This is a genomic window from Arthrobacter sp. GW822-FHT05G07, assembly GCF_058799755.1.
The window spans coordinates 99,266-124,643 of record NZ_JBXALT010000012.1 but is presented as its reverse complement, the minus strand read 5'-3'; the positions used below and the strand labels follow the sequence as shown (position 1 = coordinate 124,643).

The following is a 25,378-nucleotide window of genomic DNA, read 5'->3' as shown; positions in this document are numbered from 1 at the left end:
AAGAAGAAGGCTGAGTGAAGAAGAGAGCTGAGTGAAGAAGAAGGCTGAGTGAAGAAGAGAGCTAACTAAGAAAAGGGAAAGCTGCGGCCCGGACCCTGTCAGTGAGGGGGGATAGGTCCGGGCCGCATGCTGTCGTTGGCCGTGAGGCTCTTAGCCGCGGAGCCGGCTCATGGTGGGGTCGTACAGCGGATCCTCGGTGACGGTCGCCTGGATGCGGCGTCCGAAGTACTCGATTTCCACGGAGTCTCCCAGGGACACTGCAGCGGGCAGGTAGGCGTAGGCAATCGGCTTGCGGACCGAGTAGCCGTAGGCCGCGCTGGTGACGTAACCCACCGCCTGGTCCTTGTAGAACACCGGTTCCTTACCCAGCACAAGGCTCCTGCCGTCGTCGACAGTCAAGCAGCGCAGGCGGCGGGCCGAGCTTTCCTCGCTGCGCCCTTCCAAGGCGGCCTTGCCGACGAAGTTCTCCTTGGTCATCTTCACCGCGAATCCAAGGCCGGCCTCATACGGGTCATGCTCGGTGGTCATGTCCGAGCCCCAGGAGCGGTAGCCCTTTTCGAGTCGCAGCGAGCTGAAGGCGGCACGGCCGGCGGCGATGACGCCGAACGGCTGGCCGGCCTTCCACAAAGCGTCCCAGAGGCGCTGCCCGTTGTCGGCACTGGTGTAGAGCTCCCAGCCGAGTTCGCCCACGTAGGAGAGTCGCATCGCAGTGACAGTGACGCCTCCGATGGTCACCTTCTTGGCACGGAAGTACTTCAGGCCGTCATTTGAGAAGTCGTCGCTGCTCACCGTGCTGATGAGGTCACGGGCAAGGGGTCCCCACAAACCGATGCAGCAGGTGCCACCCGTTGTGTCCCGAACCTGGACCCAGTCTCCGGCGCCTCCATTTTCGGTCTGGTGCCGGGCCGCGCGCTCGAAGTAGGCGGTGTCCATGTTGCCGTTGGCGCCAAGCTGGAAGGTGTCTTCGCTCAGGCGGGCCACGGTGATGTCGCTTCGCACGCCACCGGCTTCATCCAGAAGCAGGGTGTAGGTGACGGCGCCGGGCTTCTTGGCAAGGTCGCCGGTGGTGAGTTCCTGCAGCAACTTCAAGGCTCCCGGGCCGGAGACCTCAAGGCGCTTCAGCGGGGTCATGTCATACATGGCCACCGCGGTGCGGGTCTTCCAGGCCTCGGCGGCAGCAATGGGAGAGCTGAACATTCCGGACCACGCATCACGGGCCGGGGGCTGCCAGTCGTCCGGCATCTCCTTGAGGAGTTCGGCGTTGGCCTCGAACCAGTACGGACGTTCCCATCCGGCGCCCTCAAGGAAGTAGCCGCCCAACTGCTTGTGACGTGCGTGGAACGGGCTGACGCGAAGGTTGCGGGGAGAGAGCTTGGGCTGAAGCGGGTGCATCACATCGTAGATTTCCACGAAGTTCTGCTGGGAGGTCTCACTGACGTATTCGGGCGTCAGCTGGACCTCTTCGAAGCGGTGGATATCGCAGTCTCCAAGATCGATCTGGGACTTGCCGGTGGTCAGCAGTTCGGCAACGGCGCGGGCAATGCCGGCTGAATGGGTGACCCATACGGCCTCGGCCACGAAGAAGCCGTCCACTTCCTTGGATTCGCCCACCAGGGAGCCGCCGTCCGGCGTGAAGGAGAAGATGCCGTTGAAGCCATCTTCGATTTCGCTTTCGCGCAGTGCCGGCAGGATCTGCTTGGTTGCTTCCCACGCGGGCAGGAAATCTTCCAGCGTGAAGTCAAGGCGGGAGGGCATGTTGTGCTCGCTGATGCTGCTGGGTTCGTAGCTGCCCAGTTCGTCCAGGTCCACGGGCATGGGTCGGTGTGCGTAGGAGCCAATGCCGTAACGGTCACCGTGCTCGCGGTAGTAGAGGTCCTGGTCTTGGTGACGCAGGATGGGCAGCTGGGCTCCGTTGGGCAGCTCGTTCTTGCCCTTTTGTGCCGGCACGGGAGTCGTCTTGACGTACTGGTGTGCCAGCGGGAGGAGGGGAACGGACATCCCGATCAACTCGCCTACCTTCGCACCCCAGAAACCGGCACAGGAAACCACGATGTCCGCGGGGATCACGCCGTCGGCGGTCTCGACGCCGGTCACGCGGCGGTTTGACTGCTCGATTCCGGTGACCTCGGTGTTGCCGATGTACTTCACGCCCGCGGCCTCCGTGCGCTTGATCAGCAGCTGGACGGCGCGGGCTGCAAGCGCCAGGCCATCGGTGGGGACGTGGAGGCCACCCAGGATGTCTTCCTCATTGATGAGCGGGTACAGCTCCTTGCATTCCTCGCGGGAGAGGATCTTGCCGTCGATGCCCCACGCTTGTGCGTAGCCGAGCTTGCGTTTCAGGTCAGCCAGGCGGGTCTCGGTGGTGGCAACTTCCAGGCCGCCCACCTGGTTGAAGCAGCTTTGGCCGTCCTCCGTAAGGGACAGAAGCTTTTCCACCGTGTACTTGGCGAAGAGTGCCATGGACTTTGAAGGGTTGGTCTGGAAGACCAAGCCGGGTGCGTGGGACGTGGAGCCACCGGGCATGTTCAGGGGTCCCTGATCAAGGACCGTGATGTTGTTCCAACCGCGGGTGACCAGTTCGTCGGCGAGGTTGGTGCCGACGATCCCGGCGCCGATGATGACAATGCGAGGCGTCGATGTCATGAAAGTTTCTCCTGCTGAAAGTTAAAGGGGTGAGTCTGCTGGTGTTCTATTGCGCGGTTTAGCGGAAGACCACGGTGCTGGTCTGGTCCAGCAGTACCCGGTGTTCGCAGTGCCACCTGACAGCCCGGGACAATGCCAGGGCTTCAGCATCCTGGCCCACGGTTGAGAGCGTGGTGGGACCGTAGCTGTGGTCGACGCGGATGACTTCCTGTTCGATGATCGGGCCCTCATCCAGGTCCGCGGTCACGTAATGGGCGGTGGCGCCGACGAGCTTCACGCCTCGGTCATAGGCCTGGTGGTAGGGGCGCGCACCCTTGAAGCCGGGAAGGAACGAGTGGTGGATGTTGATGGCGCGTCCTTCAAGGGCGCGGCACAGGTCGTCGGAGAGAACCTGCATGTACCTTGCGAGCACCACGAGGTCCACGTTGTATTCCTCCACCAGGTCCAGCAGCCGCTGCTCAGCTTCTGCCTTGGTGTCCGGGGTAACGGGAATGTAGACGAACGGAAGTCCTGCAGCCTCGGCCATGGCGCGGTGGGTTTCGTGATTGGAAGCAACCACCACGAGGTCGCCGCCCAGGCTACCGCCCCGCCAGCGGAAGATGAGATCGTTAAGGCAGTGCCCAAACTTGGACACCATGACCAACACGCGCTTCTTGGTTTGGTCGTGGAAGCTGAACTTCATCTCGAAGCGGTCAGCAATTGCGCTGAATTCCTCTTCGAGCCGCTCCGGCGAGTAGGACAGCGGCCCGGAGAAAGCGGTCCGCAGGTGAAGCGTCTGGCGGAGGCCGTCGTCGAACTGCTGGTGTTCTTCGATGTTGAAACCGCGTTCGAACAGGAAGGTAGTGACTGCCTGAACGATCCCGGCCCGTTCTACGCACGACAATGTGAGTACGAACTTCTGTGCCTGCTCGTCTTTGAGCGTTTCCGGCTTGGGCAGTGTGCTTACGGGTGAGTCTGTCGCCATGAGGGTCATGTCGCCTCCTTTAGATATATTCCTGGGTCCTGAACTGATATATTAGGATTGAATTCAGCGTATACTGGTGACTGAGGCAGGTCAATAGATTTTTCGGATGTGAAGAAAGGGCTGGCGCCGTGGCTTTTGGAACCCTGGCAATCACTGGCGATGCCACGAAGAAATCCTTGGCAGATGTCGCCTACGAGCGACTCCGCGACCGGCTGCTGATGCTGGAGATCAAGCCCGGCGACCTCCTCAATGATGATCAGCTCGCCAAGGAGCTGGAGATCGGACGCACCCCTGTGCGGGAAGCCCTGAAGAGGCTTGAGTTGGACCGGCTGGTCATCACATATCCGCGGCGGGGCACGTTTGCCACCCGCGTTGAAGTAACCGACCTGGCATTCATTTCAGAGATTCGGGCCCAGCTGGAACCCTTGGCTGCCGCGCGTGCCGCGCGGGTTGCTTCCGCCGCCACCAAAGAACACCTGCGTGAAGTGATGCGCAATGTGGAGGACTTTGATGTCAGCGCCGCGTCAGTGGTTGAAACCTTGCGTCTCGACGCCAGTGTTCACCAGGGAATCTATGCGGCGGCCGCGAACCCGCACCTTGAGGACGTCCTGATTCGCTACGACAATCTGGCGACACGTATCTGGTGCATGGTGCTCGATCGCCTCCCTGATCTTGAGCATCATGTGCGCGAACACCTCGACCTGCTGCGGGCCGTCATTGACGGCGATGAAGAAAAGGCGGCCGAGCTGGCTCGCGTGCACGTCAGCGGCTTTGAGCATGCGGTACGTCAGGCGCTGTTCGCTGCTTAGGCCTTAGTGTCATGCCGGGCTGTTGACTCCATGCCGCAGTGATTGCATACTGAACACTCCAACTAATATATCACCCGGATATCAGATGCGGCTCGCTCTGCACCTCCGCTGTGTCCGGGCGCTTGTGATGCAATCACAGCCTTTATCCCTTGGAGTATCGCGTGACTACAAGACCCCTCCTTTTCGAACACATCCCGCTCACGGGCAGCAGCCGGGTTAAGCGGGGCATGGCGGAGATGCTCAAGGGCGGCGTCATCATGGACGTCGTTAACGTCGAGCAGGCCCGCATCGCCGAGGATGCCGGTGCCGTGGCTGTCATGGCACTCGAGCGTGTCCCGGCCGATATCCGCGCCCAGGGCGGCGTGTCCCGCATGTCCGATCCCGAAATGATCGATGCGATCATCGCCGCCGTGTCCATCCCGGTCATGGCCAAGGCCCGCATCGGCCACTTCGTCGAAGCCCAGGTCCTGCAGTCCCTCGGTGTTGACTACATCGACGAGTCCGAGGTCCTGACCCCGGCGGACTACATCAACCACATCGACAAGTGGAACTTCACCGTCCCGTTCGTCTGTGGTGCCACCAACCTGGGTGAGGCTTTGCGCCGTATCAACGAAGGCGCGGCGATGATCCGTTCCAAGGGCGAAGCCGGTACCGGCGATGTTTCCAACGCCACGGGCCATATGCGCAAGATCCGTTCGGAGATCGCCAAGCTCGCTGCCCTGCCCGAGGACGAGCTGTACGTCGCGGCGAAGGAGCTGCAGGCCCCGTACGAGCTGGTCAAGGAAGTTGCCGCCACCGGCAAGCTCCCCGTGGTGCTGTTCACCGCCGGTGGCATCGCTACCCCGGCTGATGCTGCGATGATGATGCAGCTCGGCGCCGACGGCGTATTCGTTGGTTCCGGTATCTTCAAGTCCGGCAACCCGGCAGAGCGCGCCGCCGCCGTCGTGAACGCTACTGCCTACTACGACGACCCTGATGTGATCGCCAAAGTCTCCCGCGGCTTGGGCGAAGCCATGGTGGGCATCAACGTCGACGACATCCCCCAGCCCCACCGCCTCGCAGAGCGCGGCTGGTAAGCGAATGACGGATCTTAGTCTGGTCAAAACCATCCACGGCCGCGGCCTGCGGAAGGATTGGGCCCAGTTGACCGGCCGCACGGTGGAGGTGTGGCTGCTCGATCACCACGTTCTCACAGGGGTTGTAGAGCAGGCCGCCGACGATGATTCCGTGCTCTGGATAGCGGCGGAGGGGCTCTCCACCAGGAAGCTGTTTGATAAGTCGACGGGCTACCAGATCTGGGCGTGAGCGACTAGTTTCTGCGGACGTCAGAGATCGTCTTCGGGTCGGGCGGTGAGGATCCGATTGGCGCGGTCCTGCAGGATGCCGAGCGACTCCTGGATGAGCGGCGAAGCGATGCTGCCCCTGCGCACCGCAGCGACGATGCGGCGCGAGGGCTTGCCTTTGCCGGTGATGCGGAGTCGAACCACGTTCTCTGCGCCATGGAGTGGCGCCAGCCGCGGCAGCAGGCCCACGCCAAGTCCCGCACCCACAAAGGCGATTTGGGTTTCCCATTCAACAGCCTCATGGGCTATCCGGGGTGTCACTCCGACTGCCGTGAACGCCGCGGTGAAGAGGGAATGGTAGGTGGAGCCGGCGGCCTCGGTGATCCACGGTTCCGATGCCAGCTCTTCGAGCGTTACCATCTCCCGCGATGCCAACGGGTGGTCACCGGGAATGATCACATCCAAGGGATCGTCGAGCAGAACCCTCTGCTCGAACCGTGGATCGTCCTCAACATAGGTGTCGGACTGCATGGCGACGATCACCGCGAGGTCGATTCGCTCGGCAACCAACAAGTCGAAGCAGCGGGCCGGGTTGGCCTCGAGGACCTGTACCTCCAGCAGGGGGCGAGTTGAGCGAAGGGTGGCGGCGAGGGGCGCGAGCAACTGGGCGGCCGCCGTCGAGAATCCACCGAGCCCAAAACGGGACTGCACCTGGTCGCCGGCCTCCATGGCTGCGGCGCGCAGGCTCTCCCATTCCGCCACGAGGGCGTCTGAGCCCGCCACGAGGAAGCGGCCGGTGGCGGTCAATCGCACGCCCCTGCCATCCTTCGTCAGCAGCTGCATTCCAAGCAGACGCTGGAGTTCCCGCAGTTGCGCGGAGACGGCGGAGGGGGAGTATCCCGTGAGTTCAGCTGTTGCTCCAACAGTGCCGCAGCGGGCAAATACACGAAGGGTGTTGAGCCTTGCATCGATCATGCACCCATCATGCACCTATTGTGCATGGTTATCTCCAAAATATTGCGCTTTTGTTGCAGTTCATTCGTCCCTAATCTCGTACTACGAAGACTTCGATAACGCCGGTGACGACGACGCACCTGCGATCCCCAAAAAATGCACGCTTACCCAGCCTCCCGGGAGGAAACCCATGACTGCTCCAGTGAACTTGCCCCTCAAATCACGCGGAAAACTCGCTTCATCATTGCCTGCTGAGCAGCTGGCGGAAATCGCCGGGCTGTTTGAATTCCGCCGCACGGGCTACTCACTTGATGCCCCCTTCTACACGGACCCCACGATCTTCAAGATCGACATGGAAGCAATTTTTGGCGAGCACTGGATATTCGCCGGCAGCGTCGCTGAGCTGCCGGAGCCGGGAGACTACATCACGGTCGATTACGGGCCCTACTCCCTGATCGTGCTGCGCAATGACGATGGCGGCGTGAACGTCCTGCACAACGTATGCCGCCACCGCGGCGCCCGCGTCCTCACCGAAGCCGCAGGATCAACCGGAAACCTGGTCTGCGGCTACCACTCCTGGACCTACTCTCCCGAAGGTAACCTGATCCACGCTTCGGCCCCCGGGGAAACCAAGTTCGATAAGGGCTGCTTCGGTCTCAAGCGCGCCCACAGCCGCGTGGTGGCCGGACTCATCTTCGTTTGCGTCGCCGACGAACCGCCAACCGACTTCGACGAAACCTCAAAGATCTTCGAGCCGTACCTCGCACCCCACGATCTGTCCAAGACGAAGGTCGCCTACCAGCAGAACATCATCGAAGAGGGCAACTGGAAGCTCGTCATGGAGAACAACCGTGAGTGCTACCACTGCGACGGACACCCGGAGCTTGCCTGTTCCCTCTTCCCCACCTGGGGCCTGACGGAGGGCCTGATCCCGGCCCACCTCGAAGAAGTGTGGGACCGCAACAAGGAAGCCCAGTCCTCGCTCGAGGAGCGTTGCCGCCGCTACGGCCTTCCCTACGAGGTGGTGGAAGAGCTCGACACCCGCATCGCCGGAATCCGCATCTCACGTGAATCGCTCGACGGCGAGGGCGAATCGTTCTCGGCTGATGGACGCAGGCTCTCCAAGAAGTTGCTCGGTGACTTGCCGGACTTCCGCCTCGGCCGCTGCTCGATGCACCTGCAGCCCAACAGCTGGTTCCACTTCCAGAGCGACCACGTCATCACGTTCGGCGTCTTCCCCGTCAACGAGCACCAGACCCTGGTGCGCACCACCTGGCTGGTAGCCGACGACGCCGTTGAAGGCGTTGACTACGACCTGGACAAGCTCACCTACACCTGGAAGCAGACAAACCTGCAGGACAAGGCCTTCGTGGAGCTGTGCCAGACGGGCGCCGGCAGCCCCGCCTACGAGCCCGGCCCGTACATGAAGAGCGAGTACCAGGTGGAGGCGTTCATCAACTGGTACGTGCAGCGCGTGCAGGAGCACTTGGCATGATTGAACTCCTCACTGAAACGGCAATCCAGGAGCCACAGCGCATTCGCGGACTTGAGATGCCGTGGAACAGGGTCATGGGCAGCACCGAGGCACCCGCCCGGGCTGCCCGTGCGCTGGGTCCCTGGCATCCACAGGAGTTCATGGCCGAATGTGTGGAGACCGTTCCCGAGGCGGGCGGCCTCATGACTTTCGTGTTCCGCCGCTGCGACGGTGCGCCCCTGGCGTTCCGTGCGGGCCAGTATGTGAACATCGCTTTTCCGGTGAACGGCGAGGACCAGGACCCGGTTGACCGCAGCTATTCGCTGTCCAGTTCTCCAACTGAGCCTTGGACCTTCAACATCAGCGTCAAGCGCGATGCCACAGGACTGGTTTCACCGTGGGTGCACCAGAATGTCAAACCCGGCACTGTGCTGGAGATGCTGGGACCGGTGGGCGCATTCCACTTGCCGGATGCCGACCGGCGGGCGCGGTATCTCCTGTTGGCTGCCGGCGCAGGCATCACCCCCATCATGTCCATGGTGCGCACCATCCACTCCTTGCCCGGACATGCTGATGTTGTGGTGCTGTACCACGGTGCGGAGGCCGGAGGCTTTGCCTTCCATCAGGAGCTGGCCTACATCGCCTCCGTGGACTCGCGCATCAAGGTCTTCTACTCCCTGGGCGACCGCAACAAACCTGAGGGATGGGAAGGGCTCAGCGGAAGGCTGACGGCAGCCATGCTGGATGAGGTGGCTCCCGACGCCAACGGCCGCCAGGTCTATGCCTGTGGCCCCGAGGGCTACTTGAACACCGCCACCGAGCTGCTGGGCAAGGTTGGCGTCGACGACACCTCCATTTACATGGAGTTCTTTTCGGGTGATCGTCAGACACTCCTCGAATACCAGGCGGAGCTCGCGCTCGCAGTGGACATCGCCGAAGAAATCGCAGAGGAAATCGCCGATTCCGCCGAGGACTACTACGAAAGCCAGCCCACAGCGTTCGGGCTCTACGAGCCCGGCTACGACGCCGAGGGCCCCCTCCAGGCCACGGGGTTGCCGCTGGAAACCGTCGACCCTGAGGCGCCCGAAACCTCCGACGGCGGTTCGGCTGCGGAAGCGGAGGCCGAGGCCCCTGATGCTTCGAGCTTCGAAACCGTGGGAACGGGAAGCCTTACCCTGTCCTTCATGCGCACCGGCATCAACGTGCGCATCGACCCCACCGAGCACATCCTCGGTCCCGCCCAGCGTGCGGGCGTCAGGATCGGCGCCAACTGCAAGGAAGGCATGTGCGGCTCCTGCAAGGTCGTTAAGCTTTCCGGTGAGGTGGACATGAATCACCAGGGCGGGATCCGGGCACGGGAAATCGATGCAGGTAAGTTCCTGCCCTGCTGCTCCACCGCACGCACCGATATGGTGATCGACGCCTAACTGCTGACAGCTGCGGCAGCAGATCCAGCAGCGGCTACCGGAGTCCCGCACTGTGGGCCAGCGCAATGGCCTCAGTGCGGGACCGGACGTCCAACTTCCGGAAAAGGTTCCGGAGGTGGAATTTCACGGTGTTTTCGCTGATGCCAAGGTCCGTGGCAATCGTGCGGTTCCGTTGGCCGGCGGCCAGCAACTGAAGGACCTCGAGTTCCCTGGCAGCCAAACCCCACTCCGCTACGTCCCCCGCAGGGGTTGACGGCGGATCCAGCGGCAGGACCACGGAGATATCCGCGCCCCACCCCTGCATAATGTCCACGGTCATGGTCCCGTCCACAGCCTGCACGCGTTGAAGCAACCGTTCAAGGGTGGGCCCTTCGGGCGACAGCTCACCGCCGCCGTCATCCCTGACATTGATCAGAAGGTTCTCGCCATCGCAGTCCCATTGCGTCCGGACCCGATGGACATCAGACTGCTCGGCGATGGCCAGGACCAATCCTCGAACCACAGCCCGGGCGGCATGGGCCACCTCGCCGGGCAAAGCCCTTCCGTTCGCGGGGGGCTCGATGAACTGGATATCGATCTTGCTGAAGTGCATGAGTGGCCGCAGGTCCTCCCGAAGCCTCTCGAAGGCCGTAGCCACAGGCTCTTCCACCAGGTTGCTGGTGCGGTCGTTGAGCGTACGGAGGCCTACCAACGCTTTGACAGTCACATCCGTCACGAACGTGCGCGCCGCGTGATCGTCCAGGGAGTTTGACCGGAGGGCCGCGAGGACGGTCTCCAAAGTTGTTGAATGCTGGTCCACCAGTTCGCCGGTGACGCGGACACGCTCCGCTGATGCCGCCCGGGACTCCAGAAGATACGACGGCGGCGCGTCGCTGACTTTCTCCTGAATGCGCGCCGCTGCCAACTGCCAAAGGTAGGTCACCATCCGGACAGCTGCACTGTCCTCATCCGTGGGCGTTGGAGCCGGATCGCTAAGGACCAACAAAGCATTGCTTGGCGTGTAGCGAAAAGCCAAGACCTCCCGCTGCTGGCCGCCAATGACAGCGGGGCCACGCCACGGTCCTTCCCCTTCCATCGCAGCACGCAGGCGGTCCAGTTCCGGGATGGACACCTGGCTGACGATGTCCTCGGCGCCGGCCTTCTTCTGTGGCCTGCCCGTGCAGTCCTCGGTGAAGATGACCAGCGCACTCGATGCCAGGAAAGGGAGGGTGGCTGCGCGGAGCTCCTCGGCAATCCGGTTCAAGGGTGCCTTCGCAATGGACGCAATCGCGTCCAGGAGAGACCAATAGAAGTCGGTGGGCTGCGGCATGCCACTAAGCCTAAGCGATTCCACACCGCACTGCCTACCCAAACGGGTGGTCAGAACCGTCCCTTCTTGGCGTTACCCCTACCTGAATCAGCCGGAACAATTGTTGTTAAACCCCCTTGAGGGAACAGGGCACCTACCCACGAAGGAGCAAATGTGAACGTCACCGCCGAATCAATAACCTTTACCAGTGACGACGTAGCCAGCAACGTATCCCTGATCCTCGGCGAGGTGGCTGACACTGCCTCCGGCATCGACTACAGCCAAGTGTCGCGCCTTGCCGACAAGATCAACGGTGCTGAACGCGTCTTCCTCACCGGTGCTGGGCGGAGCGGCCTGGCCTTACGGATGGCAGCCATGCGCCTCATGCATCTAGGCAAGACCGTCCATGTTGCCGGCGACACCACAACACCGGCCATCAGTGCCGGGGATTTGCTGGTGGTCGCTTCCGGTTCAGGTACCACATCCGGGGTGGTCAAAGCAGCTCAAACCGCGCTCGCAGCCGGCGCGCAGCTTGCCGCAATCACTACCAATTCCACCTCGCCTTTGGCCGGTCTTGCCGACGCCGTGGTGGTTATCCCGGCTGCGCAGAAAACGGACCACGTATCCAACATTTCGCGGCAGTACTCCGGCAGCCTCTTCGAACAGTCGCTCTTCCTGGTGACCGAGGCCGTTTTCCATACGCTCTGGGGCGCCACCGACGAGCCGGCCGAGCAGCTCTGGTTGCGTCACGCCAACCTCGAGTAAGCCCCCTCACTACCCCGATACCCAACCAACCCTCCAAGAAGGAAACAGCACCATGAAACTGCAAGTTGCACTTGACCTCCTCACCATCGAAGACGCCCTGGAACTCGCCGGCAAAGTAGCCGAACACGTGGACATCATCGAACTGGGTACGCCGTTGATCAAGGCCGAGGGTCTCGCCGCCGTTACGGCAATTAAGAAGGCCCACCCCACCAAGATCGTCTTCGCGGACATGAAGACCATGGACGCCGGTGAACTTGAAGCCGACATCGCTTTCAAGGCAGGTGCCGATCTGGTGTCCGTCCTGGGAACCGCGGACGATTCCACCATTGCCGGTGCGGTCAAGGCAGCACAGTCCCACAACAAAGGCATTGTGGTGGACCTGATCGGCGTCGCCGACAAAGTAACCCGCGCGAAGGAATCCCGCGCCTTGGGGGCAAAGTTCATTGAGTTCCACGCGGGCCTGGATGAGCAAGCCCAGCCCGGTTTCGACCTCCGCGGCCTGCTCAATGCCGGCGAAGAGGCCCGCGTTCCGTTCTCAGTGGCCGGAGGCGTGAACGCTTCCACCATCGCGGCGGTGCAATTGGCGGGTGCCGATGTAGCGGTCGCGGGCAGTGCAATCTACAGCGCAGCCGACCCGGAACTGGCTGCAAAGGAACTCAAGGCAGCCATTCAGTAGTTCCAGCCTATTGTTCAGAGCGCCGCAGCTCCGCCCGTTCCACGAGCTCCGTAATCCAAGGCCGCTGCGCGCGGTGGAGTTCCAGGCCTTCCGGAAGTCCCTGAACCCGGGATGAAGAACCTACAACGTCGATGGTGATGCGCCCGCTCCCCATGGGGGCATTACTGATGTGCAGGTCGCCGTAAGACTCCGGCAGCACGGGATCCAGCCAGACGCCTCCCAAGGAAATGTGGGCGTCGTAGCGCATGAGTCCGGTAATCAGCTGGATAGGAGTGGTGGCAGCCCATGCCTGCGGTGAACAGGCAGTGGGATACGGCACGGGCTCCCTGAACTGTTGGCGGTCAAAACCGCAGAAGAGTTCGGGGAGCCTGCCGCCCGAAAACTCCGCAGCTTCGAGAAGGGCCGTGGCAATCCGCTGCGCTTCCTCCACGAATCCATAGCGGAGCAGGCCGGCCGCTATTAGGGCGTTGTCATGTGGCCAGACCGATCCGTTGTGATAGCTGGCGGGGTTGTAGGCGCCCATGTCGCTGGCCAGTGTCCGGACGCCCCAACCGCTGAACATCTCTGGTGACATCAGCCGCTCCACCACAAGGGGAGCCTTGTCTTCATCTACCAGACCGAACCACAAGCAGTGCCCCATGTTTGAAGCACAGGCGTCCACGGGTCGCTTGTCCTTATCCAAGGCCACCGCGTAGTAGCCCTTGTCCGGGAGCCAGAAGTCCTCGTTGAACTTCCTTTTCAGGCGATCCGCGCGTTCCCTCAGCTCAGCTGCCAAGGTGAGGTCGCCGTCGTCGTAAGCCATCCAGGCGCGCGCCATATAGGCGCCGTGCACGTAGGCCTGGACTTCGCACAGCGCCAACGGCGGCTCGGCGATGGTGCCGTCTGCAAAGTTGATGCCGTCCCAGGAGTCCTTCCAACCCTGGTTGATGAGGCCGTGCTGGTTGGGACGCCCGTATTCCACAAAACCGTCGCCATCCCTGTCGCCGTAGTCCCTGATCCATTCGAGCGCGCGATCCGCGTTGGGCAGGAGCTCGGAAATCACATCCTTGGCGAAGCCCCAACGGCTGACGGAGCCCAGGACAATGACAAAAAGGGGAGTGGCGTCCACGCTGCCGTAGTAGGCGGACTTGCCGCCCAGAGCCAAGCCACTGGAGACGTCCAGCCGAACTTCATGCAGGATCTTGCCCGGCTCTTCCTCGCTGGTGGTATCCACTACTGTGCCCTGACGGTCCGCCAAGGTGCGGAGGGTTCCCAATGCCAGTGAGGGGTCAACGGCCAGCGCCATTTCTGACGCCCACAAGGAGTCGCGGCCAAACAACGTCATGAACCACGGCGCACCCGCGGCTACGACCACCCTGTCCGGATGGTCCGGATCCTGGATCCTCAACGCCCCCAGGTCCTCGTAGCTGCGCCTCAGGGTGCGTTCGATGGAGCGGTTGCCCACCTGCAGGCGGGGGATCTTGGCCACCCATTCCTGCCGACGACGATCACTGGGAGACAATTCACCGCGGGATGGATGGGCGAAGGGCGTTCCCGCGCCGTCAACGGTGGGGACTACGGTCACCCGTGTACTCCAGCTCCCCGAAGCCGGAATCTTCGCCGTGAAGCCCAATGCCCTGGCGCCTGCGCCTGCGCCCTCGGCCCGGATGACCACGCTTTTCCGGATGCCCTCCCACTTTCCGCGTATCTCCAAGGAATCGCCGTCCGGGATGCGGGTTTCTGTCCACTCCCGGGTGATTCGTGCTTCCTTCACTTCAAAAAGATCTGCGAAATCGGTTTCGGCAGTCAGCAGGATTCGGCATTCCGCCGGCTGCCTGGAGTAGTTGCGGACGGTGATTTCTTCCAGGATTCCGGTCCCTACTTCCCTCAGCCGTTCCACCAGCAAAGGGCTGTCCGCGTAGCCGTCCGAATGAGGTACCCTGCCCGCAAACAAGGCACGGTAAGGTTCCCGGGTTTCTGCTGCCAACGGTTCGATCATCTGCCCGTTGATGGTCAGCTCCCACCGGGAGAGAATCCGGGTGTCCAGATGGAAAACGCCGTGGGGAAGTTCGGGGTGGATGTCCCCGTTGGCGGAGGAAATGCAGAACGATGAACCTTCCACCAGTGTGACCGTTCCAGAGCCCAGCGGCCCCGCTGCGGTGTCCGAATTCCATCCAGCCACGTGAGGCTCCTTACCACTGAGCGTGCGGATCGCTTGAGCTTGAGCGGCCGCTGGGTGGGCGGCCTCTGCATGAGTGTTATCGACGCTACGCCGGAGAACTTGCAGGCACCAGAGGCGGGCAGTTGACAGAACCTCTGCGGAGGGCAAGAAGTTCCCGCAACCCAGTGTTAACCTCATTTCCTCGCACGGGAAAGCAGAACAGGTCTATAGTGAGGGAACAGGACATTCGCTGATGCAGCCCGGCGGCCCGCTTTTCCTTCCGACGCCGGAGGCCCGTAATGACCGACACCCAAATAGGCAGCTTTATTCGCGACTGCGTGGTGTTTGAGGACGACACTGAGAACGGCTTGGACTTTGACACTTTCTACGGCCTGTACATCAGCTGGTGCGTCCTCGGACGCAAAATTCCCATTCCCGACTCAGCTTTCAAAACCGCCCTCGAGCTTGAGGGCGTCAAGCCCATCAAGGAAAATGGCCGGCGAATCTACCCCGGCATGAGCATGGTAGGTCCCGCCGCAAGGGACTACGTGGTCAACAGCGTTCCCGTGTGGAGTGAAACCGCCACCGACATCCCGGTTTCCGAGATCCGCCAACAAGCTGTGGCGTCTATCGCCTGATCTCACCAGCAAGCGTTCAGCCCGTGCCCCTAGGATTCTTAGGGGGCATGGGCTGTTCCCGTTTCCGGAGGTTCCCGCTGAAAGGAATTAATGAAACCGTCCATCGTTTGGTTTCGCGACGACCTGAGGGTCGCCGATAACCCGGCCTTACGTGCCGCCGTCGACGACGGTGCGGCCGTTGCCCTCTACGTCCTTGACGAAGAGTCGCCGGGCATCCGCCCCCATGGCGGGGCCGCGCGCTGGTGGCTCCACCACTCGCTGACCGCCCTCCGTGGGGACCTGGACAAGCTTGGTGTTCCCTTGCTGCTCCGCCGGGGGCCGGCCACTGACGTGCTCCGGGAGACCACGACGGCGATCGGTGCCGGCGGCTTGTACTGGAACCGGCGGTATGGTTCCGCTGAGCGAACGGTGGACGCCGACATCAAGGCTTGGGCGGGTGAGGCAGGACTGCATGTCTCGAGTTTTCAGGCTTCCCTCCTCCATGAGCCGTGGGAGGTTACCACCAAAACGGGCGGACAGTACAAGGTTTTCACCCCCTTCTGGCGGACCGTGTCTGCGCAGGATTTCCGCGAGCCGCTGGCCGTACCGGAAGCAGGCCATGGATTCACCGGAAAGCTGCCCGTGTATGACCAGCTGGAATCGTGGCAGCTGCTGCCCACTAAACCGGACTGGTCCGGGGGACTGGCTGAGATGTGGACGCCGGGAGCTGCCGCAGGGCACAAGCGGCTGGCCCGGTTCGTGGCGGACGGTCTGTCCAACTACAGTGAGGGCCGCAACCGTCCGGACACAGATGGAAGCAGTTGCCTCTCGCCTTACCTTCGCTGGGGTGAGCTCAGCCCGTTCGAGGTGTGGCATGCCCTGGGATCCAAACGCTCCGAGAGCGCTTCGATTTATGCCTCGGAGCTGGGCTGGCGTGAATTTTGCTGGCACCAGTACTTCCACAATCCACAGCTCGCAACGGCCAACCTTCGCCCGGAATTTGACCGCTTCCCGTGGGCGTGGCCGGGTAACAACGGCAACGGCAACGGTGGCAGGCATCCTGGCCACGAGTCAGCGCCGGAGGAGTTCCGTGCCTGGCAGCAGGGCCGCACAGGTTTCCCCATGGTGGACGCGGGGCAGCGGCAGCTGTGGCATACAGGCTGGATGCACAACCGCGTCCGCATGGTGGCCGCCAGTTTCCTGGTGAAGAACCTGGGCATTCATTGGCAGCTCGGGGAGCAGTGGTTTTGGGACACCCTGGTGGACGCCGATCCTGCGTCGAACCCCGCCAACTGGCAGTGGGTAGCCGGCTCAGGGGCGGATGCTTCACCGTTCTTCAGGATCTTCAACCCGGAGGCTCAACGGGTTAAGTTTGATCCCCAGGGGAAGTACATCGCCCACTGGCTTCCTGATTTCGGAACGCCCGAATACCCGGAGGAAATCGTGGACCTCAAAACCACCCGGGCGGAAGCGCTGGAAGCGTACAAGGAGATGAGGGAGGTCCACTAGGGCTCCCCGAGGTTCCACCGGGGCCGACTATAGGCTGAAGGCATGTCAACCGAGCTCATCCTGAAGATTGTCATCGCCGCGGTCGTCGCAGTGTTTCTTGCAGTAGTTACATGGTGGGCCCGGAAGCACCCCAACAGGTCCAAAGAGTATCCGGAACAGGTCCGCATGCCCAAGGTTGTTCCGATTGTTGGCTGGCTTTTCCTGAGTGTGGGTCTTCTCATGAGCCTGGTCTCGTTCACCTATGACCGTTCCCCTTTGGGCGCCCGAATCACCGCCGTCGCGATTTTCCTGGGCGGCCTGGCCTTCGTGCTGATGTACCGCAACTGGTACGTGGCTCCGCGCGCCCACGAGGTTGCTTTCCGCACAGTGCTTGGCAAGGAACACGTAGTTCCCTACAGCGACATTGCCAACTACCGTGTGCAGGTGATGAAAGGGCAGCCAATCCTGACGGTCAAATCCATTCACGGGGTGAAACTCAGCCTGAACATCCGGACCTACGACGTGACGCCCCTCATGACGGCCATCGATTTCCACAAGGTCACCGGCCACTGGCCTGCCCGCACGGACGTGGTGGGTGAAGGCGCTGGGGCTGAAAAACACCCCTCTGGAAATTAGTAGGAAGTCCGAGTATATTCGGATTCAGAGATGACCTGGATCACAGTTGGTCACGTGTTCCGCAATGGTCCCAGCACCCGGCGGCACGGCAGTCATTCACGATGCAAAGGAGCATTTCACCATGGTGCGCGAGCTTTCCCACTACGTAGACGGCCAGAGAATTGACGGCACGTCCGGCCGGTTCAGTGATGTCTACGATCCTTGCACGGGCGAAGTCCAGGCGCGGCTTCCGCTGGCCAGCGCGGACGAGGTTCGCGACGCCGTCGCAAATGCCGAAAAGGGCCAGCTCGAATGGGCGGCCATGAACCCGCAGCGCCGGGGACGCATCCTGCTCAAGTTCGTGGACCTGGTCAACCAGAACATGGACGAACTCGCCAAGCTCCTGTCCTCCGAACACGGCAAAACCTTCGCGGACGCCAAAGGCGACATCCAGCGCGGCATCGAGGTAGTGGAGTTCTCCGCCGGGGCACCACACCTGCTCAAGGGCGAATTCTCGGACAACGCCGGCCAAGGAATCGATGTCCATTCGCTCCGCCAGCCGCTGGGCGTCGTCGCAGGCATCACTCCCTTCAACTTCCCCGCCATGATTCCGCTGTGGAAGTCCGGCCCGGCGCTCGCAGCCGGCAACGCGTTCATCCTTAAGCCCTCGGAGCGGGACCCCTCCGTGCCGCTGCGCCTTGCCGAGCTGTACAGCGAAGCCGGCGTGCCGAACGGCGTCTTCAACGTGATCAACGGGGACAAGGAAGCAGTGGATGCGCTGCTCGAAGATCCGCGGGTCAAGGCCATTGGATTTGTGGGCTCCACGCCCATCGCCCAGTACATCTACGCCACGGCAGCTGCGCATGGAAAGCGCGCCCAATGCTTCGGCGGTGCGAAGAACCACATGGTGGTCATGCCCGACGCCGATCTGGACATGGCTGCCGACGCCCTGATTGGTGCCGGATACGGTTCCGCAGGCGAACGGTGCATGGCGATCTCCGTTGCCGTGCCCGTTGGACAGGAAACCGCCGATGCTTTGGTGGACAAGCTGACCGAGCGCGTCAAGCACCTCAAGGTGGGCCACAGCCTGGACAAGGACTCGGACTTCGGCCCCGTGGTGGCTGCTTCCGCCAAGGAGCGAATCGAAGGCTACATCCAATCGGGCGTCGACGAAGGGGCAACACTGGTCACGGACGGACGCGGCCTCACCGTGGACGGTTACGACGGCGGGTTCTGGGTGGGCCCCACGCTCTTCGACAACGTCACCAAGGACATGAAGATCTACAAGGAGGAGATCTTCGGTCCCGTCCTCAGCGTGCTGCGTGCGGCTGACTACGACGAAGCGCTCAGGCTCTGCAGTGAGCACGAGTTCGGCAACGGCGTCGCCATCTTCACCCGCGACGGCGACTCCGCCCGCGACTTTGCCAGCCGCGTGGAGGTAGGCATGGTGGGCATCAACGTACCCATCCCAGTCCCGATCGCGTACTACACCTTTGGCGGCTGGAAGGCGTCCGGCTTCGGCGACCTCAACCAGCACGGCGCCGATGCTTTCCGCTTCTACACCAAGACCAAAACCGTGACGTCGCGGTGGCCCTCCGGCATTCGCCAGGGCGCCAGCTTCATCATGCCGGCAGGCAGCTGATGGAGTCTGTGGGGTCAGAGGAAGAAGTTCTGTTTGAGCGCCGCGGCAATCTGGGCATCGTGACGCTCAATCGCCCCAAGGCAGTCAACGCACTGAACGCTGGAATGGTGAAAACCATGCTCAGCCAGTTGACGGATTGGGCGGCCGACGACGCCGTTGCCACCGTTTTGGTGCGCGGCGCGGGCGACCGTGGGCTGTGCGCCGGTGGCGACATCGTGGCCATTTACAAGGACATGCTGCACGGCGGCACGGAGACGGCCGAGTTCTGGGCTGACGAATACCGGCTCAACGCGCTCATCTCGCACTATCCCAAGCCATACGTCGCGTTCATGGACGGGCTGGTCTTGGGTGGCGGCGTGGGTATTTCGGCGCACGGTTCCGTTCGCGTGGTCACCGAGAGGACGCGCACCGGCATGCCGGAAACCACCATCGGTTTCGTCCCCGACGTCGGAGGCACCCTTTTACTTTCACGCTCACCGGGGGAGACCGGAACGCATGCAGGGTTGACCGGAGCGCACTTATCCGGTGCGGACGCACTGTTCCTGGGGCTCGCGGATCACTTCGTGCCGTCCCAAAGCCTCCCCGCGTTGGCGGAAGCGCTGGAAAGCTCGACGGCGACGGCCGCCGTCGAGCGCTTTGCCCAAGCCGCGCCGGACTCGGCTCTCGCGGCACAGCGGGAGTGGATCGACGCCGCGTACGCGCATGACGATGCTGAGGAAATTGTGCGGAGCCTTCGGACTTTGGGCGACGAAGCAGCCGCCGCGGCGGACACGATCGAGGCGAAATCGCCAACTTCCGTGAAGGTGGCGCTTGAGTCCTTGCGGCGGGTCCATGGGATGTCCCTCGAGGAAGCACTGGACCAGGAATACCGCGTGGGCCTGCGATGCCTTGCCGGGCCCGATTTCCGGGAGGGCATCCGCGCACAGGTGGTGGACAAGGACCGTAACCCGCAATGGAAGCCGGCGACGCTCGCTGAAGTCCAGGCGTCCGACGTCGAGGGCTACTTCGCGCCGCTCGGCGAACGGGAGTTGGGGCTTTCAGTCAGTCCAGTCCAAGCGAATTGAAGGAGACGATCATGACAGAGAATGCAGCCACGACAGATATCCAGGTCCCGGCAACGGGACTCATCGCTTTCCTTGGCCTGGGCCATATGGGTGGTCCCATGGCTGCCAACCTGATCAAAGCCGGGCACGATGTTGTTGGCTATGACCCCGTTCCGGCGGCCGTCGAGGCAGCCCTCGCCCATGGGATTCCCATGGCTTCCACGGCGCATGAGGCGGCAGCGGAGGCGGCTGTGGTGTTGACCATGCTGCCCAGCGGCAAGCATGTGCTGGACGCTTATCGCGGTGTGGATGGGCCGGGGCTACTGTCTGTCGCCAAGCCGAACACCCTGTTCCTGGACTGTTCCACCATCAACGTGGACGAAGCCCGTGAGGCCGCGGTGATCGCGCTGGAAGCCGGTCACCGTTCGGTGGACGCCCCTGTTTCCGGCGGTGTGGTGGGGGCCGAAGCCGGCACCTTGACGTTCATGGTGGGAGCGTTGCCCGACGACTTCGAAACCGTGAAGCCGATCCTGGAGCTCATGGGCAAGAGGATTGTCCACTGCGGTGATCACGGAGCCGGGCAGGCCGCCAAGGTTTGCAACAACATGATCCTGGGTGTGTCCATGATCGCTGTTGCCGAAGCTTTCGTGCTTGGCGAGAAGCTTGGGCTCACGCATCAGGCATTGTTCGATGTTGCATCCAACGCGTCGGGCCAGTGCTGGGCGCTGACCACCAACTGTCCTGTTCCGGGGCCGGTTCCCGCCAGCCCCGCTAACCGCGACTACCAGCCCGGCTTCGCTGGCGCGCTGATGGCCAAGGACTTGCGCCTGGCCGTGAATGCCTTGGAAAGCACAGGCGTTGCTGCGGAAATGGGTCCCTTGGCCTCACGTATTTACGATGCCTTTGCCGCCGGTGAAGGCGCCGGGAGGGACTTCTCGGGGATCATCACGGAGATCCGGGATAAATCCGTGTGAGAGTTTGGAACTGAACTTATGACCAGCATTGCGGAGAGGGAGAGCATGACGGAGCAGTATCAGAACATCGTGGTTGAACATCGGGGACGGGTTGGTTTGGTGACACTGAACCGGCCCGAGGCGCTGAACGCGCTCAATACTGCTCTCATGAATGAGCTCGTGGACGCTGTTACGGCCATGGACACTGATCCGGACGTTGGGGCCGTGGTGATCACGGGATCGGCTAAAGCGTTTGCTGCCGGAGCTGACATCAAGGAGATGTCTTCCAACAGCTACATGGAGATGTATGCGGCGGACTGGTTCCGGCGTTGGGAGGACCTCACCCGGCTACGCATCCCTGTTGTTGCTGCAGTTTCCGGCTTTGCCCTGGGCGGCGGCTGCGAACTGGCCATGATGGCCGACTTCATCATCGCGGGGGACAACGCCAAATTCGGCCAGCCCGAGATCAACCTGGGCGTGATCCCGGGAATGGGTGGGTCCCAGCGGCTCACCCGGGCTGTGGGCAAGGCCAAAGCCATGGACATGGTCCTGACGGGGCGGTTCATGGACGCCGAAGAGGCTGAACGCTCCGGCTTGGTGTCCCGTGTTGTTCCCGCTGCAGAGGTGATCGACGAGGCTCTTAAGGCCGCAGAAGTCATCGCCTCCAAGTCGAAGCCCGCCGCGATGGTGGCCAAGGAAGTCGTCAACGCAGCCTTTGAGATGGGTTTGGCGCAGGGCGTGGTGTTTGAACGCAGGGTGTTCCACTCTCTCTTTGCCACCGAGGACCAGAAGGAAGGCATGGCTGCGTTCAGCGAGAAGCGTCAGCCGGAGTTCAAGCACAGGTAGCTTTCGGTATTGCAGCACTGGTGTCGGTTACGGCAGCGGTCTCAATACTTCATTGTCACGGGCTCCGTGCAGGGAGGAGACTTGAGGCGACGGCATCCCTCTGGGGCCGCCCGCGGGGCCACCCGGCTGCGGAGCCTCACAGCACCCCGTAGCGGCCTGGTGGATCAATGAGTTCTGTGACACCCCTCGAAAAGGCCGCTCAACGGTCGCGCCATCTCTTGCCTTTGGTGACTATCGCCCTGATTGGATGCCTCGGCGGGTGCGAATATGAACCCGATAGTATCGCCTTCCCGTCCGTCAGTTCTCCGATTACGGAGGCCCGCACGGTCCCGCCGCTGCCGGAGAGACGCGACACCCGCACGGTCCCATCGCTGCCGGAGAGTGGCGACATCGACGCCGGCACATACCTGGTCCCCGTCGCCGGCTACAAGGAGCCTTTCGAGATCACCGTGCCAGCCGGCTGGTTCGCTCTCGACGGCCACAGCCTGGGCAAGGACGACCCGAATCACCCGGCTGAATGGGCCGTCTACCTGACTCTTTCGCGCGCGTACTATGTGGCGAAGGACGCATGCATCTGGAGGGGCGCCCTTGCCGATTCCGGTCCGTCGGCCGAGGCCTTCGTTGACGCGATGGCGGCGCAGTCGTCAACGGCAAGCACCCCTCCCGCCAAGGTCATGGTAGGCAATTACTCCGGCTTCGAGTTTCACCACTCCGTCGAGGGCAACGTGGACATCACAGCCTGCAACGGCGGTCAGTTATGCATCCACTCAGAAGATACACAACGCTGCTCACGCTGGTACTTGACTCAGAATGAACACGAAACCTACCGGGTGGTCGACCTGAACGGCCAGCGGGCTGTCGCCGCGGTGGGCCATATCGACGAATCGATCGATCCGGAGCTGATGAGAGAGGCACGCGCCCTCTTCGACTCGATTGTGTTCAGGTCCGCCAAGTGACCAGCTGATGCGATAGGCGATCGTAAGCGGAGAACGGTAAGGGTGTCGCTGCGTGTCAGCTTCGACCAGCCAGGAACGGAAGGTTTTTCGCGTCACGTTTTTCGATCAGCCACCACTTAGCTAATGAACAACCCGCAACGGGGTGCTGGCTCATGCTGTCGCAGCACTGCTCGCGGGGTTGGGTGCCGCGAAGTAGACCCTCGCGGCCCCGATTGTTCACCGTTGGTCAGCTCGATGGGGACTTCGGTCTGACCAACAAAATCCGTTCCATTGCTGCTGCCCCCCGGCTTCGCAATGGTACGAAGAGCCTGCTGCGTGAGACCCGGCGGGTGTGTGGCTGGCTGGACCCCTGTCCGGCCAGCCACATCTTGCGAACCCGCTATTCCGCGTAACTAGAAGGCACTTAACGCGACGATGAGGATATCAATGGCTGCGCAATTCTGCGATAACGATGACTGTCCGGATAGTTGGCACTGGACGGAGCTGCACTGCACGGATGTAGGCGCTACACCCGAAAGTTGCCGGGATACCTCCGAGGAGGAACACCGGGAGGGGCTTGTGGGCTCATTCTTCGCGGCGTAGGCTCCTTCGGGCCGGAACCGGAGGGGAGGAGTTCGCTCATGGGACAACTGATCGTCCAGGATTTTGTGACCGCCGACGGATACGCCGCCGACAGCAACAACGAGTTCAAGGCGTATGAACTGTTGGAAGGTGGAACGGCTGAGTTTGACCGAGATCATCGCGCCTGCACTCAATGGCCTGCGACGACATGTCTTCTCACGCCAACTGGAGGCAGCCCCCTGGGGCGACTTCCCGCCGTCGACCGTTGAATCCGGCGACGCCATCCAGGCGATCCGCCGAATCAAGCGGGAGTCCGCAAAGGAGATCGTCCTCTGGGGGAGCCTGTCGCTCGGCGAGACGTTCTTCGCCGCCGGAGAAGTGGACGCCGTCCGGCTTGTGGTCATGCCGGTTGGCCAAGGCTCAGGCAGGGGCGTGTTCCCGGCAGGCCACCACCCTGCACTGCTGAAGCTCGAGGACGTGAACAGCTACGACCAAGGCCTGGTGGAGCTGAGCTACACAGTCCGGAAACGGCCCTAAACCGAAGCGTCCGCGGGCATCAGCGCGGCGTCAAAGAACGCGCGCTCCAGCCGCACGGCCTCCGCGAAGGTCGCGGCAACGCCCTGTCGTTCCGCGACGTCAACGGGCTCGACGGCGTCAAACTCATCGCGTAGCCACGTCACCCACGCGTTGTACTCGGGGTTGTTGTGGAGGCGGATCCACTCGGCATGCTTAGCGTGGGACGGCCAGCGGGCGGGTTCGCCGGCGCGGGCAGCCCAGTCTCCGTAGAGCCACTCGGCAACCAGCAGCACTGCCAAGACGTTCGGGTAGGAGCGGGTGGCGAGGGCACTCCGCATCAGGTGGTCGAAATCGCGGGTTGCTGGTCCCAGCGCGGGTGCGGCGCGGTCCGCCTCCGGAACGTCGAGTTCGTTGAAGCAATCCTGGAAATACGTATTCTCATCAGAAGCGAAAGCCCCCAGAACAGCGGCAAACACCAGACGCGAAGGCAGCGAAGGCGCCGATGCCACCGCCTGGCCGAGGAGAGCCGTGAAGGCATCGCAGAACTGATAATCCTGTACGAGGTAGCCGCGCAGGTGGTCATCGGAAAGAGACCCGTCCAGCAGCTGGTCCACGAACGGATGGTTGACGGCGGCGTCCCAATCCTCGGCGTACTGGTTCTTGAGTTCTTCGGCAAAGCCCACGGTGTTTCCTCCTGAGTTGTCAGCAACGGAGCCTAGCAGCGTACTGCGTCATAACGGCGGGCGTTACGCTCTGGTGCCTCGCCCGGTGCCAGCGTAGGCTCTGGGCCATGACGAACCAGCGCACCATGGTGGTTGGCTATGACGGATCCGAAGAATCAAACCTCGCCGTCCAATGGGCCGCTAAGCACGCGATCCTCCGGGACTGTTCCCTCCACGTTGTGCACTGTTCTCTGTGGGTCCTGCTATCCCACAACAGGGGTCCCGTTCCTGGTGTCGCTGATAGCGGTCTGGAACGGGCGGCCCAAAAAGTACTCGAAGAGGGAATGGCGCTCGCCAAGGAGACTGTCCCCGATCTGGAAGTCCGCACCACCTTGCTGCACGGGATGCCGCGCGATCACCTGGCCCACGTTTCAGTCGGTGCCGAGATGCTGGTGCTCGGAAGCCGGGGCCTCGGTGGGTTCATGGGGTTGCTGGTTGGTTCCGTGAGCTTGGAGATGGCGGCAACTGCAGAGTGCCCTGTGGCAGTGATTCGTGCAGACGACCATCCTGAGGGTCCGGTGCTGCTTGCCGTTGATGACGCGGGATCACCGGCGGCCCTTGAGGATGCCTGCGATTTCGCGGCGGCAACTGGTGCCGATCTCATGATCGTTCACGTATTGCACGAGCCGGTTGGCTATCGCCGGTTGCGTGAGCCGGTGGAGGCGTACCCGGAAGCTGAAGCCTTGCTTGATTCGGTGCTGAGCCAAGCCCGTCACAAAGCTCCTGGCATCGCCGTGACCGGAGAGTTGTTGGTGGACGCCTCCTTCTCCAAAGCCATCGTCAAAGCTTCGCAGGGTGCACGCATCACGGTGCTGGGGACCAAAGGACATGGACTTATTAAGGGCACCATAGGCTCCACTGCCCACGCTGTGCTCCATCACGCCCACAGCCCTGTGTTGGTTTCCCGTCGCAGAGCCACATCCGAGGTCGCGTAGGGCGGGGCTTCCAATCGGCTCTCCTGCAATCGATCGGCCTTATATTGTCGGTGCCTGCTGC

General features: G+C 62.4%; 23 protein-coding genes. 17 read left to right on the top strand and 6 right to left on the bottom strand.

The genetic code is table 11. The annotated features are described in order from the left end of the window. Positions 1 to 150: 150 nt before the first annotated feature. Both AC1RJY_RS19740 and purU read right to left on the bottom strand, forming a co-directional pair. On the bottom strand, positions 151 to 2,643 hold the full coding sequence (locus AC1RJY_RS19740; RefSeq protein ID WP_011773240.1) for a GcvT family protein: 2,493 nt from the start codon (positions 2,641 to 2,643) through the stop codon (positions 151 to 153). Between the two features lie 58 nt (positions 2,644 to 2,701). Next, entirely contained in the window at positions 2,702 to 3,616 is a 915-nt protein-coding gene (gene purU / locus AC1RJY_RS19735; RefSeq protein WP_011773241.1) for a formyltetrahydrofolate deformylase, read from the bottom strand. Positions 3,617 to 3,735: 119 nt separating this feature from the next. On the opposite strand from purU, the gene AC1RJY_RS19730 reads away from it, so the two are divergent. The 3 genes from AC1RJY_RS19730 to AC1RJY_RS19720 all read left to right on the top strand — a co-directional run bounded on the left by AC1RJY_RS19730 (position 3,736) and on the right by AC1RJY_RS19720 (position 5,721). Next, positions 3,736 to 4,416 carry a GntR family transcriptional regulator gene (locus tag AC1RJY_RS19730; RefSeq protein WP_011773242.1) on the top strand — a complete coding sequence of 227 codons (681 nt, stop codon included), beginning with the start codon at positions 3,736 to 3,738 and terminating at the stop codon, positions 4,414 to 4,416. Between the two features lie 161 nt (positions 4,417 to 4,577). Next, entirely contained in the window at positions 4,578 to 5,492 is a 915-nt protein-coding gene (gene pdxS, locus AC1RJY_RS19725) for a pyridoxal 5'-phosphate synthase lyase subunit PdxS (RefSeq protein WP_498603068.1), read from the top strand. A 4-nt stretch (positions 5,493 to 5,496) separates the two neighbouring features. After that, complete coding sequence (locus AC1RJY_RS19720; protein ID WP_011773244.1) at positions 5,497 to 5,721, top strand: hypothetical protein; 225 nt, start codon at positions 5,497 to 5,499, stop codon at positions 5,719 to 5,721. A 20-nt stretch (positions 5,722 to 5,741) separates the two neighbouring features. Here the strand turns inward: AC1RJY_RS19720 and AC1RJY_RS19715 are convergent, their stop codons facing one another. Beyond that, positions 5,742 to 6,674, bottom strand: a complete 933-nt coding sequence (locus AC1RJY_RS19715; protein ID WP_011773245.1) for a LysR family transcriptional regulator — start codon at positions 6,672 to 6,674, stop codon at positions 5,742 to 5,744. A 169-nt stretch (positions 6,675 to 6,843) separates the two neighbouring features. Here AC1RJY_RS19715 and AC1RJY_RS19710 point away from each other — a divergent pair, with 169 nt between their 5' ends. Continuing rightward, the gene (locus tag AC1RJY_RS19710) at positions 6,844 to 8,148 is read left to right on the top strand and encodes an aromatic ring-hydroxylating oxygenase subunit alpha (protein WP_011773246.1); all 1,305 of its coding nucleotides are present in this window, start codon (positions 6,844 to 6,846) and stop codon (positions 8,146 to 8,148) included. Then, entirely contained in the window at positions 8,145 to 9,554 is a 1,410-nt protein-coding gene (locus AC1RJY_RS19705) for a ferredoxin reductase (protein ID WP_014920589.1), read from the top strand. The genes AC1RJY_RS19710 and AC1RJY_RS19705 overlap by 4 nt, the downstream gene beginning before the upstream one ends. A 34-nt stretch (positions 9,555 to 9,588) precedes the next feature. Here the strand turns inward: AC1RJY_RS19705 and AC1RJY_RS19700 are convergent, their stop codons facing one another. After that, positions 9,589 to 10,863: a helix-turn-helix transcriptional regulator gene (locus AC1RJY_RS19700; RefSeq protein ID WP_498603067.1), complete on the bottom strand. Its 1,275-nt coding sequence runs from the start codon at positions 10,861 to 10,863 to the stop codon at positions 9,589 to 9,591. 153 nt (positions 10,864 to 11,016) lie between these two features. Here AC1RJY_RS19700 and hxlB point away from each other — a divergent pair, with 153 nt between their 5' ends. Both hxlB and hxlA read left to right on the top strand, forming a co-directional pair. After that, positions 11,017 to 11,607, top strand: coding sequence for a 6-phospho-3-hexuloisomerase (gene hxlB / locus AC1RJY_RS19695; RefSeq protein ID WP_014920590.1), 591 nt, complete (start codon positions 11,017 to 11,019; stop codon positions 11,605 to 11,607). 52 nt (positions 11,608 to 11,659) lie between these two features. Continuing rightward, a complete protein-coding gene (hxlA, locus tag AC1RJY_RS19690; protein WP_011773250.1) occupies positions 11,660 to 12,283 on the top strand; it encodes a 3-hexulose-6-phosphate synthase in 624 nt (207 codons plus the stop codon). 7 nt (positions 12,284 to 12,290) lie between these two features. On the opposite strand, the gene AC1RJY_RS19685 is transcribed toward hxlA, so the two are convergent. After that, on the bottom strand, positions 12,291 to 14,444 hold the full coding sequence (locus AC1RJY_RS19685; RefSeq protein ID WP_498603066.1) for an amylo-alpha-1,6-glucosidase: 2,154 nt from the start codon (positions 14,442 to 14,444) through the stop codon (positions 12,291 to 12,293). A gap of 278 nt (positions 14,445 to 14,722) precedes the next feature. Here AC1RJY_RS19685 and AC1RJY_RS19680 point away from each other — a divergent pair, with 278 nt between their 5' ends. The 9 genes from AC1RJY_RS19680 to AC1RJY_RS19640 all read left to right on the top strand — a co-directional run bounded on the left by AC1RJY_RS19680 (position 14,723) and on the right by AC1RJY_RS19640 (position 23,681). After that, complete coding sequence (locus AC1RJY_RS19680) at positions 14,723 to 15,061, top strand: hypothetical protein (protein WP_011773252.1); 339 nt, start codon at positions 14,723 to 14,725, stop codon at positions 15,059 to 15,061. 90 nt (positions 15,062 to 15,151) lie between these two features. Beyond that, on the top strand, positions 15,152 to 16,549 hold the full coding sequence (locus AC1RJY_RS19675; protein ID WP_498603065.1) for a cryptochrome/photolyase family protein: 1,398 nt from the start codon (positions 15,152 to 15,154) through the stop codon (positions 16,547 to 16,549). A 42-nt stretch (positions 16,550 to 16,591) separates the two neighbouring features. Next, positions 16,592 to 17,164, top strand: coding sequence for a hypothetical protein (locus AC1RJY_RS19670; RefSeq protein ID WP_286140206.1), 573 nt, complete (start codon positions 16,592 to 16,594; stop codon positions 17,162 to 17,164). Positions 17,165 to 17,285: 121 nt separating this feature from the next. Continuing rightward, positions 17,286 to 18,785 carry a CoA-acylating methylmalonate-semialdehyde dehydrogenase gene (locus AC1RJY_RS19665; RefSeq protein ID WP_014920594.1) on the top strand — a complete coding sequence of 500 codons (1,500 nt, stop codon included), beginning with the start codon at positions 17,286 to 17,288 and terminating at the stop codon, positions 18,783 to 18,785. Then, entirely contained in the window at positions 18,785 to 19,849 is a 1,065-nt protein-coding gene (locus tag AC1RJY_RS19660) for an enoyl-CoA hydratase/isomerase family protein (protein WP_210064810.1), read from the top strand. Before AC1RJY_RS19665 ends, AC1RJY_RS19660 begins: the two co-directional genes overlap by 1 nt. 11 nt (positions 19,850 to 19,860) lie before the next feature. Continuing rightward, positions 19,861 to 20,802, top strand: a complete 942-nt coding sequence (gene mmsB, locus AC1RJY_RS19655; RefSeq protein ID WP_498603063.1) for a 3-hydroxyisobutyrate dehydrogenase — start codon at positions 19,861 to 19,863, stop codon at positions 20,800 to 20,802. Between the two features lie 45 nt (positions 20,803 to 20,847). Continuing rightward, positions 20,848 to 21,627: an enoyl-CoA hydratase gene (locus AC1RJY_RS19650; protein ID WP_011773258.1), complete on the top strand. Its 780-nt coding sequence runs from the start codon at positions 20,848 to 20,850 to the stop codon at positions 21,625 to 21,627. A gap of 167 nt (positions 21,628 to 21,794) precedes the next feature. Next, positions 21,795 to 22,583 (top strand): hypothetical protein, encoded by a 789-nt coding sequence (locus AC1RJY_RS19645; RefSeq protein ID WP_498603062.1) that lies wholly within the window; start codon positions 21,795 to 21,797, stop codon positions 22,581 to 22,583. 711 nt (positions 22,584 to 23,294) lie between these two features. Next, complete coding sequence (locus tag AC1RJY_RS19640) at positions 23,295 to 23,681, top strand: dihydrofolate reductase family protein (protein WP_498603061.1); 387 nt, start codon at positions 23,295 to 23,297, stop codon at positions 23,679 to 23,681. Here AC1RJY_RS19640 and AC1RJY_RS19635 read toward each other — a convergent pair. After that, a complete protein-coding gene (locus AC1RJY_RS19635; RefSeq protein WP_498603060.1) occupies positions 23,678 to 24,343 on the bottom strand; it encodes a TenA family protein in 666 nt (221 codons plus the stop codon). The genes AC1RJY_RS19640 and AC1RJY_RS19635 overlap by 4 nt on opposite strands. Positions 24,344 to 24,450: 107 nt before the next feature. On the opposite strand from AC1RJY_RS19635, the gene AC1RJY_RS19630 reads away from it, so the two are divergent. Then, positions 24,451 to 25,317, top strand: a complete 867-nt coding sequence (locus tag AC1RJY_RS19630; protein WP_014920600.1) for a universal stress protein — start codon at positions 24,451 to 24,453, stop codon at positions 25,315 to 25,317. The last annotated feature ends 61 nt before the right edge of the window (positions 25,318 to 25,378 follow it).

Coding starts and splice junctions, on each gene's coding strand:
- AC1RJY_RS19630 (WP_014920600.1), top strand. CDS start 24,451: ATGACGAACCAGCGCACCATGGTGGTTGGCTATGACGGATCCGAAGAA.
- AC1RJY_RS19710 (WP_011773246.1), top strand. CDS start 6,844: ATGACTGCTCCAGTGAACTTGCCCCTCAAATCACGCGGAAAACTCGCT.
- AC1RJY_RS19670 (WP_286140206.1), top strand. CDS start 16,592: ATGTCAACCGAGCTCATCCTGAAGATTGTCATCGCCGCGGTCGTCGCA.
- AC1RJY_RS19650 (WP_011773258.1), top strand. CDS start 20,848: ATGACGGAGCAGTATCAGAACATCGTGGTTGAACATCGGGGACGGGTT.
- AC1RJY_RS19700 (WP_498603067.1), bottom strand. CDS start 10,863: ATGCCGCAGCCCACCGACTTCTATTGGTCTCTCCTGGACGCGATTGCG.
- AC1RJY_RS19645 (WP_498603062.1), top strand. CDS start 21,795: ATGAGTTCTGTGACACCCCTCGAAAAGGCCGCTCAACGGTCGCGCCAT.
- AC1RJY_RS19680 (WP_011773252.1), top strand. CDS start 14,723: ATGACCGACACCCAAATAGGCAGCTTTATTCGCGACTGCGTGGTGTTT.
- hxlA (WP_011773250.1), top strand. CDS start 11,660: ATGAAACTGCAAGTTGCACTTGACCTCCTCACCATCGAAGACGCCCTG.
- AC1RJY_RS19675 (WP_498603065.1), top strand. CDS start 15,152: ATGAAACCGTCCATCGTTTGGTTTCGCGACGACCTGAGGGTCGCCGAT.
- AC1RJY_RS19720 (WP_011773244.1), top strand. CDS start 5,497: ATGACGGATCTTAGTCTGGTCAAAACCATCCACGGCCGCGGCCTGCGG.
- AC1RJY_RS19665 (WP_014920594.1), top strand. CDS start 17,286: ATGGTGCGCGAGCTTTCCCACTACGTAGACGGCCAGAGAATTGACGGC.
- purU (WP_011773241.1), bottom strand. CDS start 3,616: ATGACCCTCATGGCGACAGACTCACCCGTAAGCACACTGCCCAAGCCG.
- AC1RJY_RS19740 (WP_011773240.1), bottom strand. CDS start 2,643: ATGACATCGACGCCTCGCATTGTCATCATCGGCGCCGGGATCGTCGGC.
- AC1RJY_RS19715 (WP_011773245.1), bottom strand. CDS start 6,674: ATGATCGATGCAAGGCTCAACACCCTTCGTGTATTTGCCCGCTGCGGC.
- AC1RJY_RS19705 (WP_014920589.1), top strand. CDS start 8,145: ATGATTGAACTCCTCACTGAAACGGCAATCCAGGAGCCACAGCGCATT.
- mmsB (WP_498603063.1), top strand. CDS start 19,861: ATGACAGAGAATGCAGCCACGACAGATATCCAGGTCCCGGCAACGGGA.
- AC1RJY_RS19660 (WP_210064810.1), top strand. CDS start 18,785: ATGGAGTCTGTGGGGTCAGAGGAAGAAGTTCTGTTTGAGCGCCGCGGC.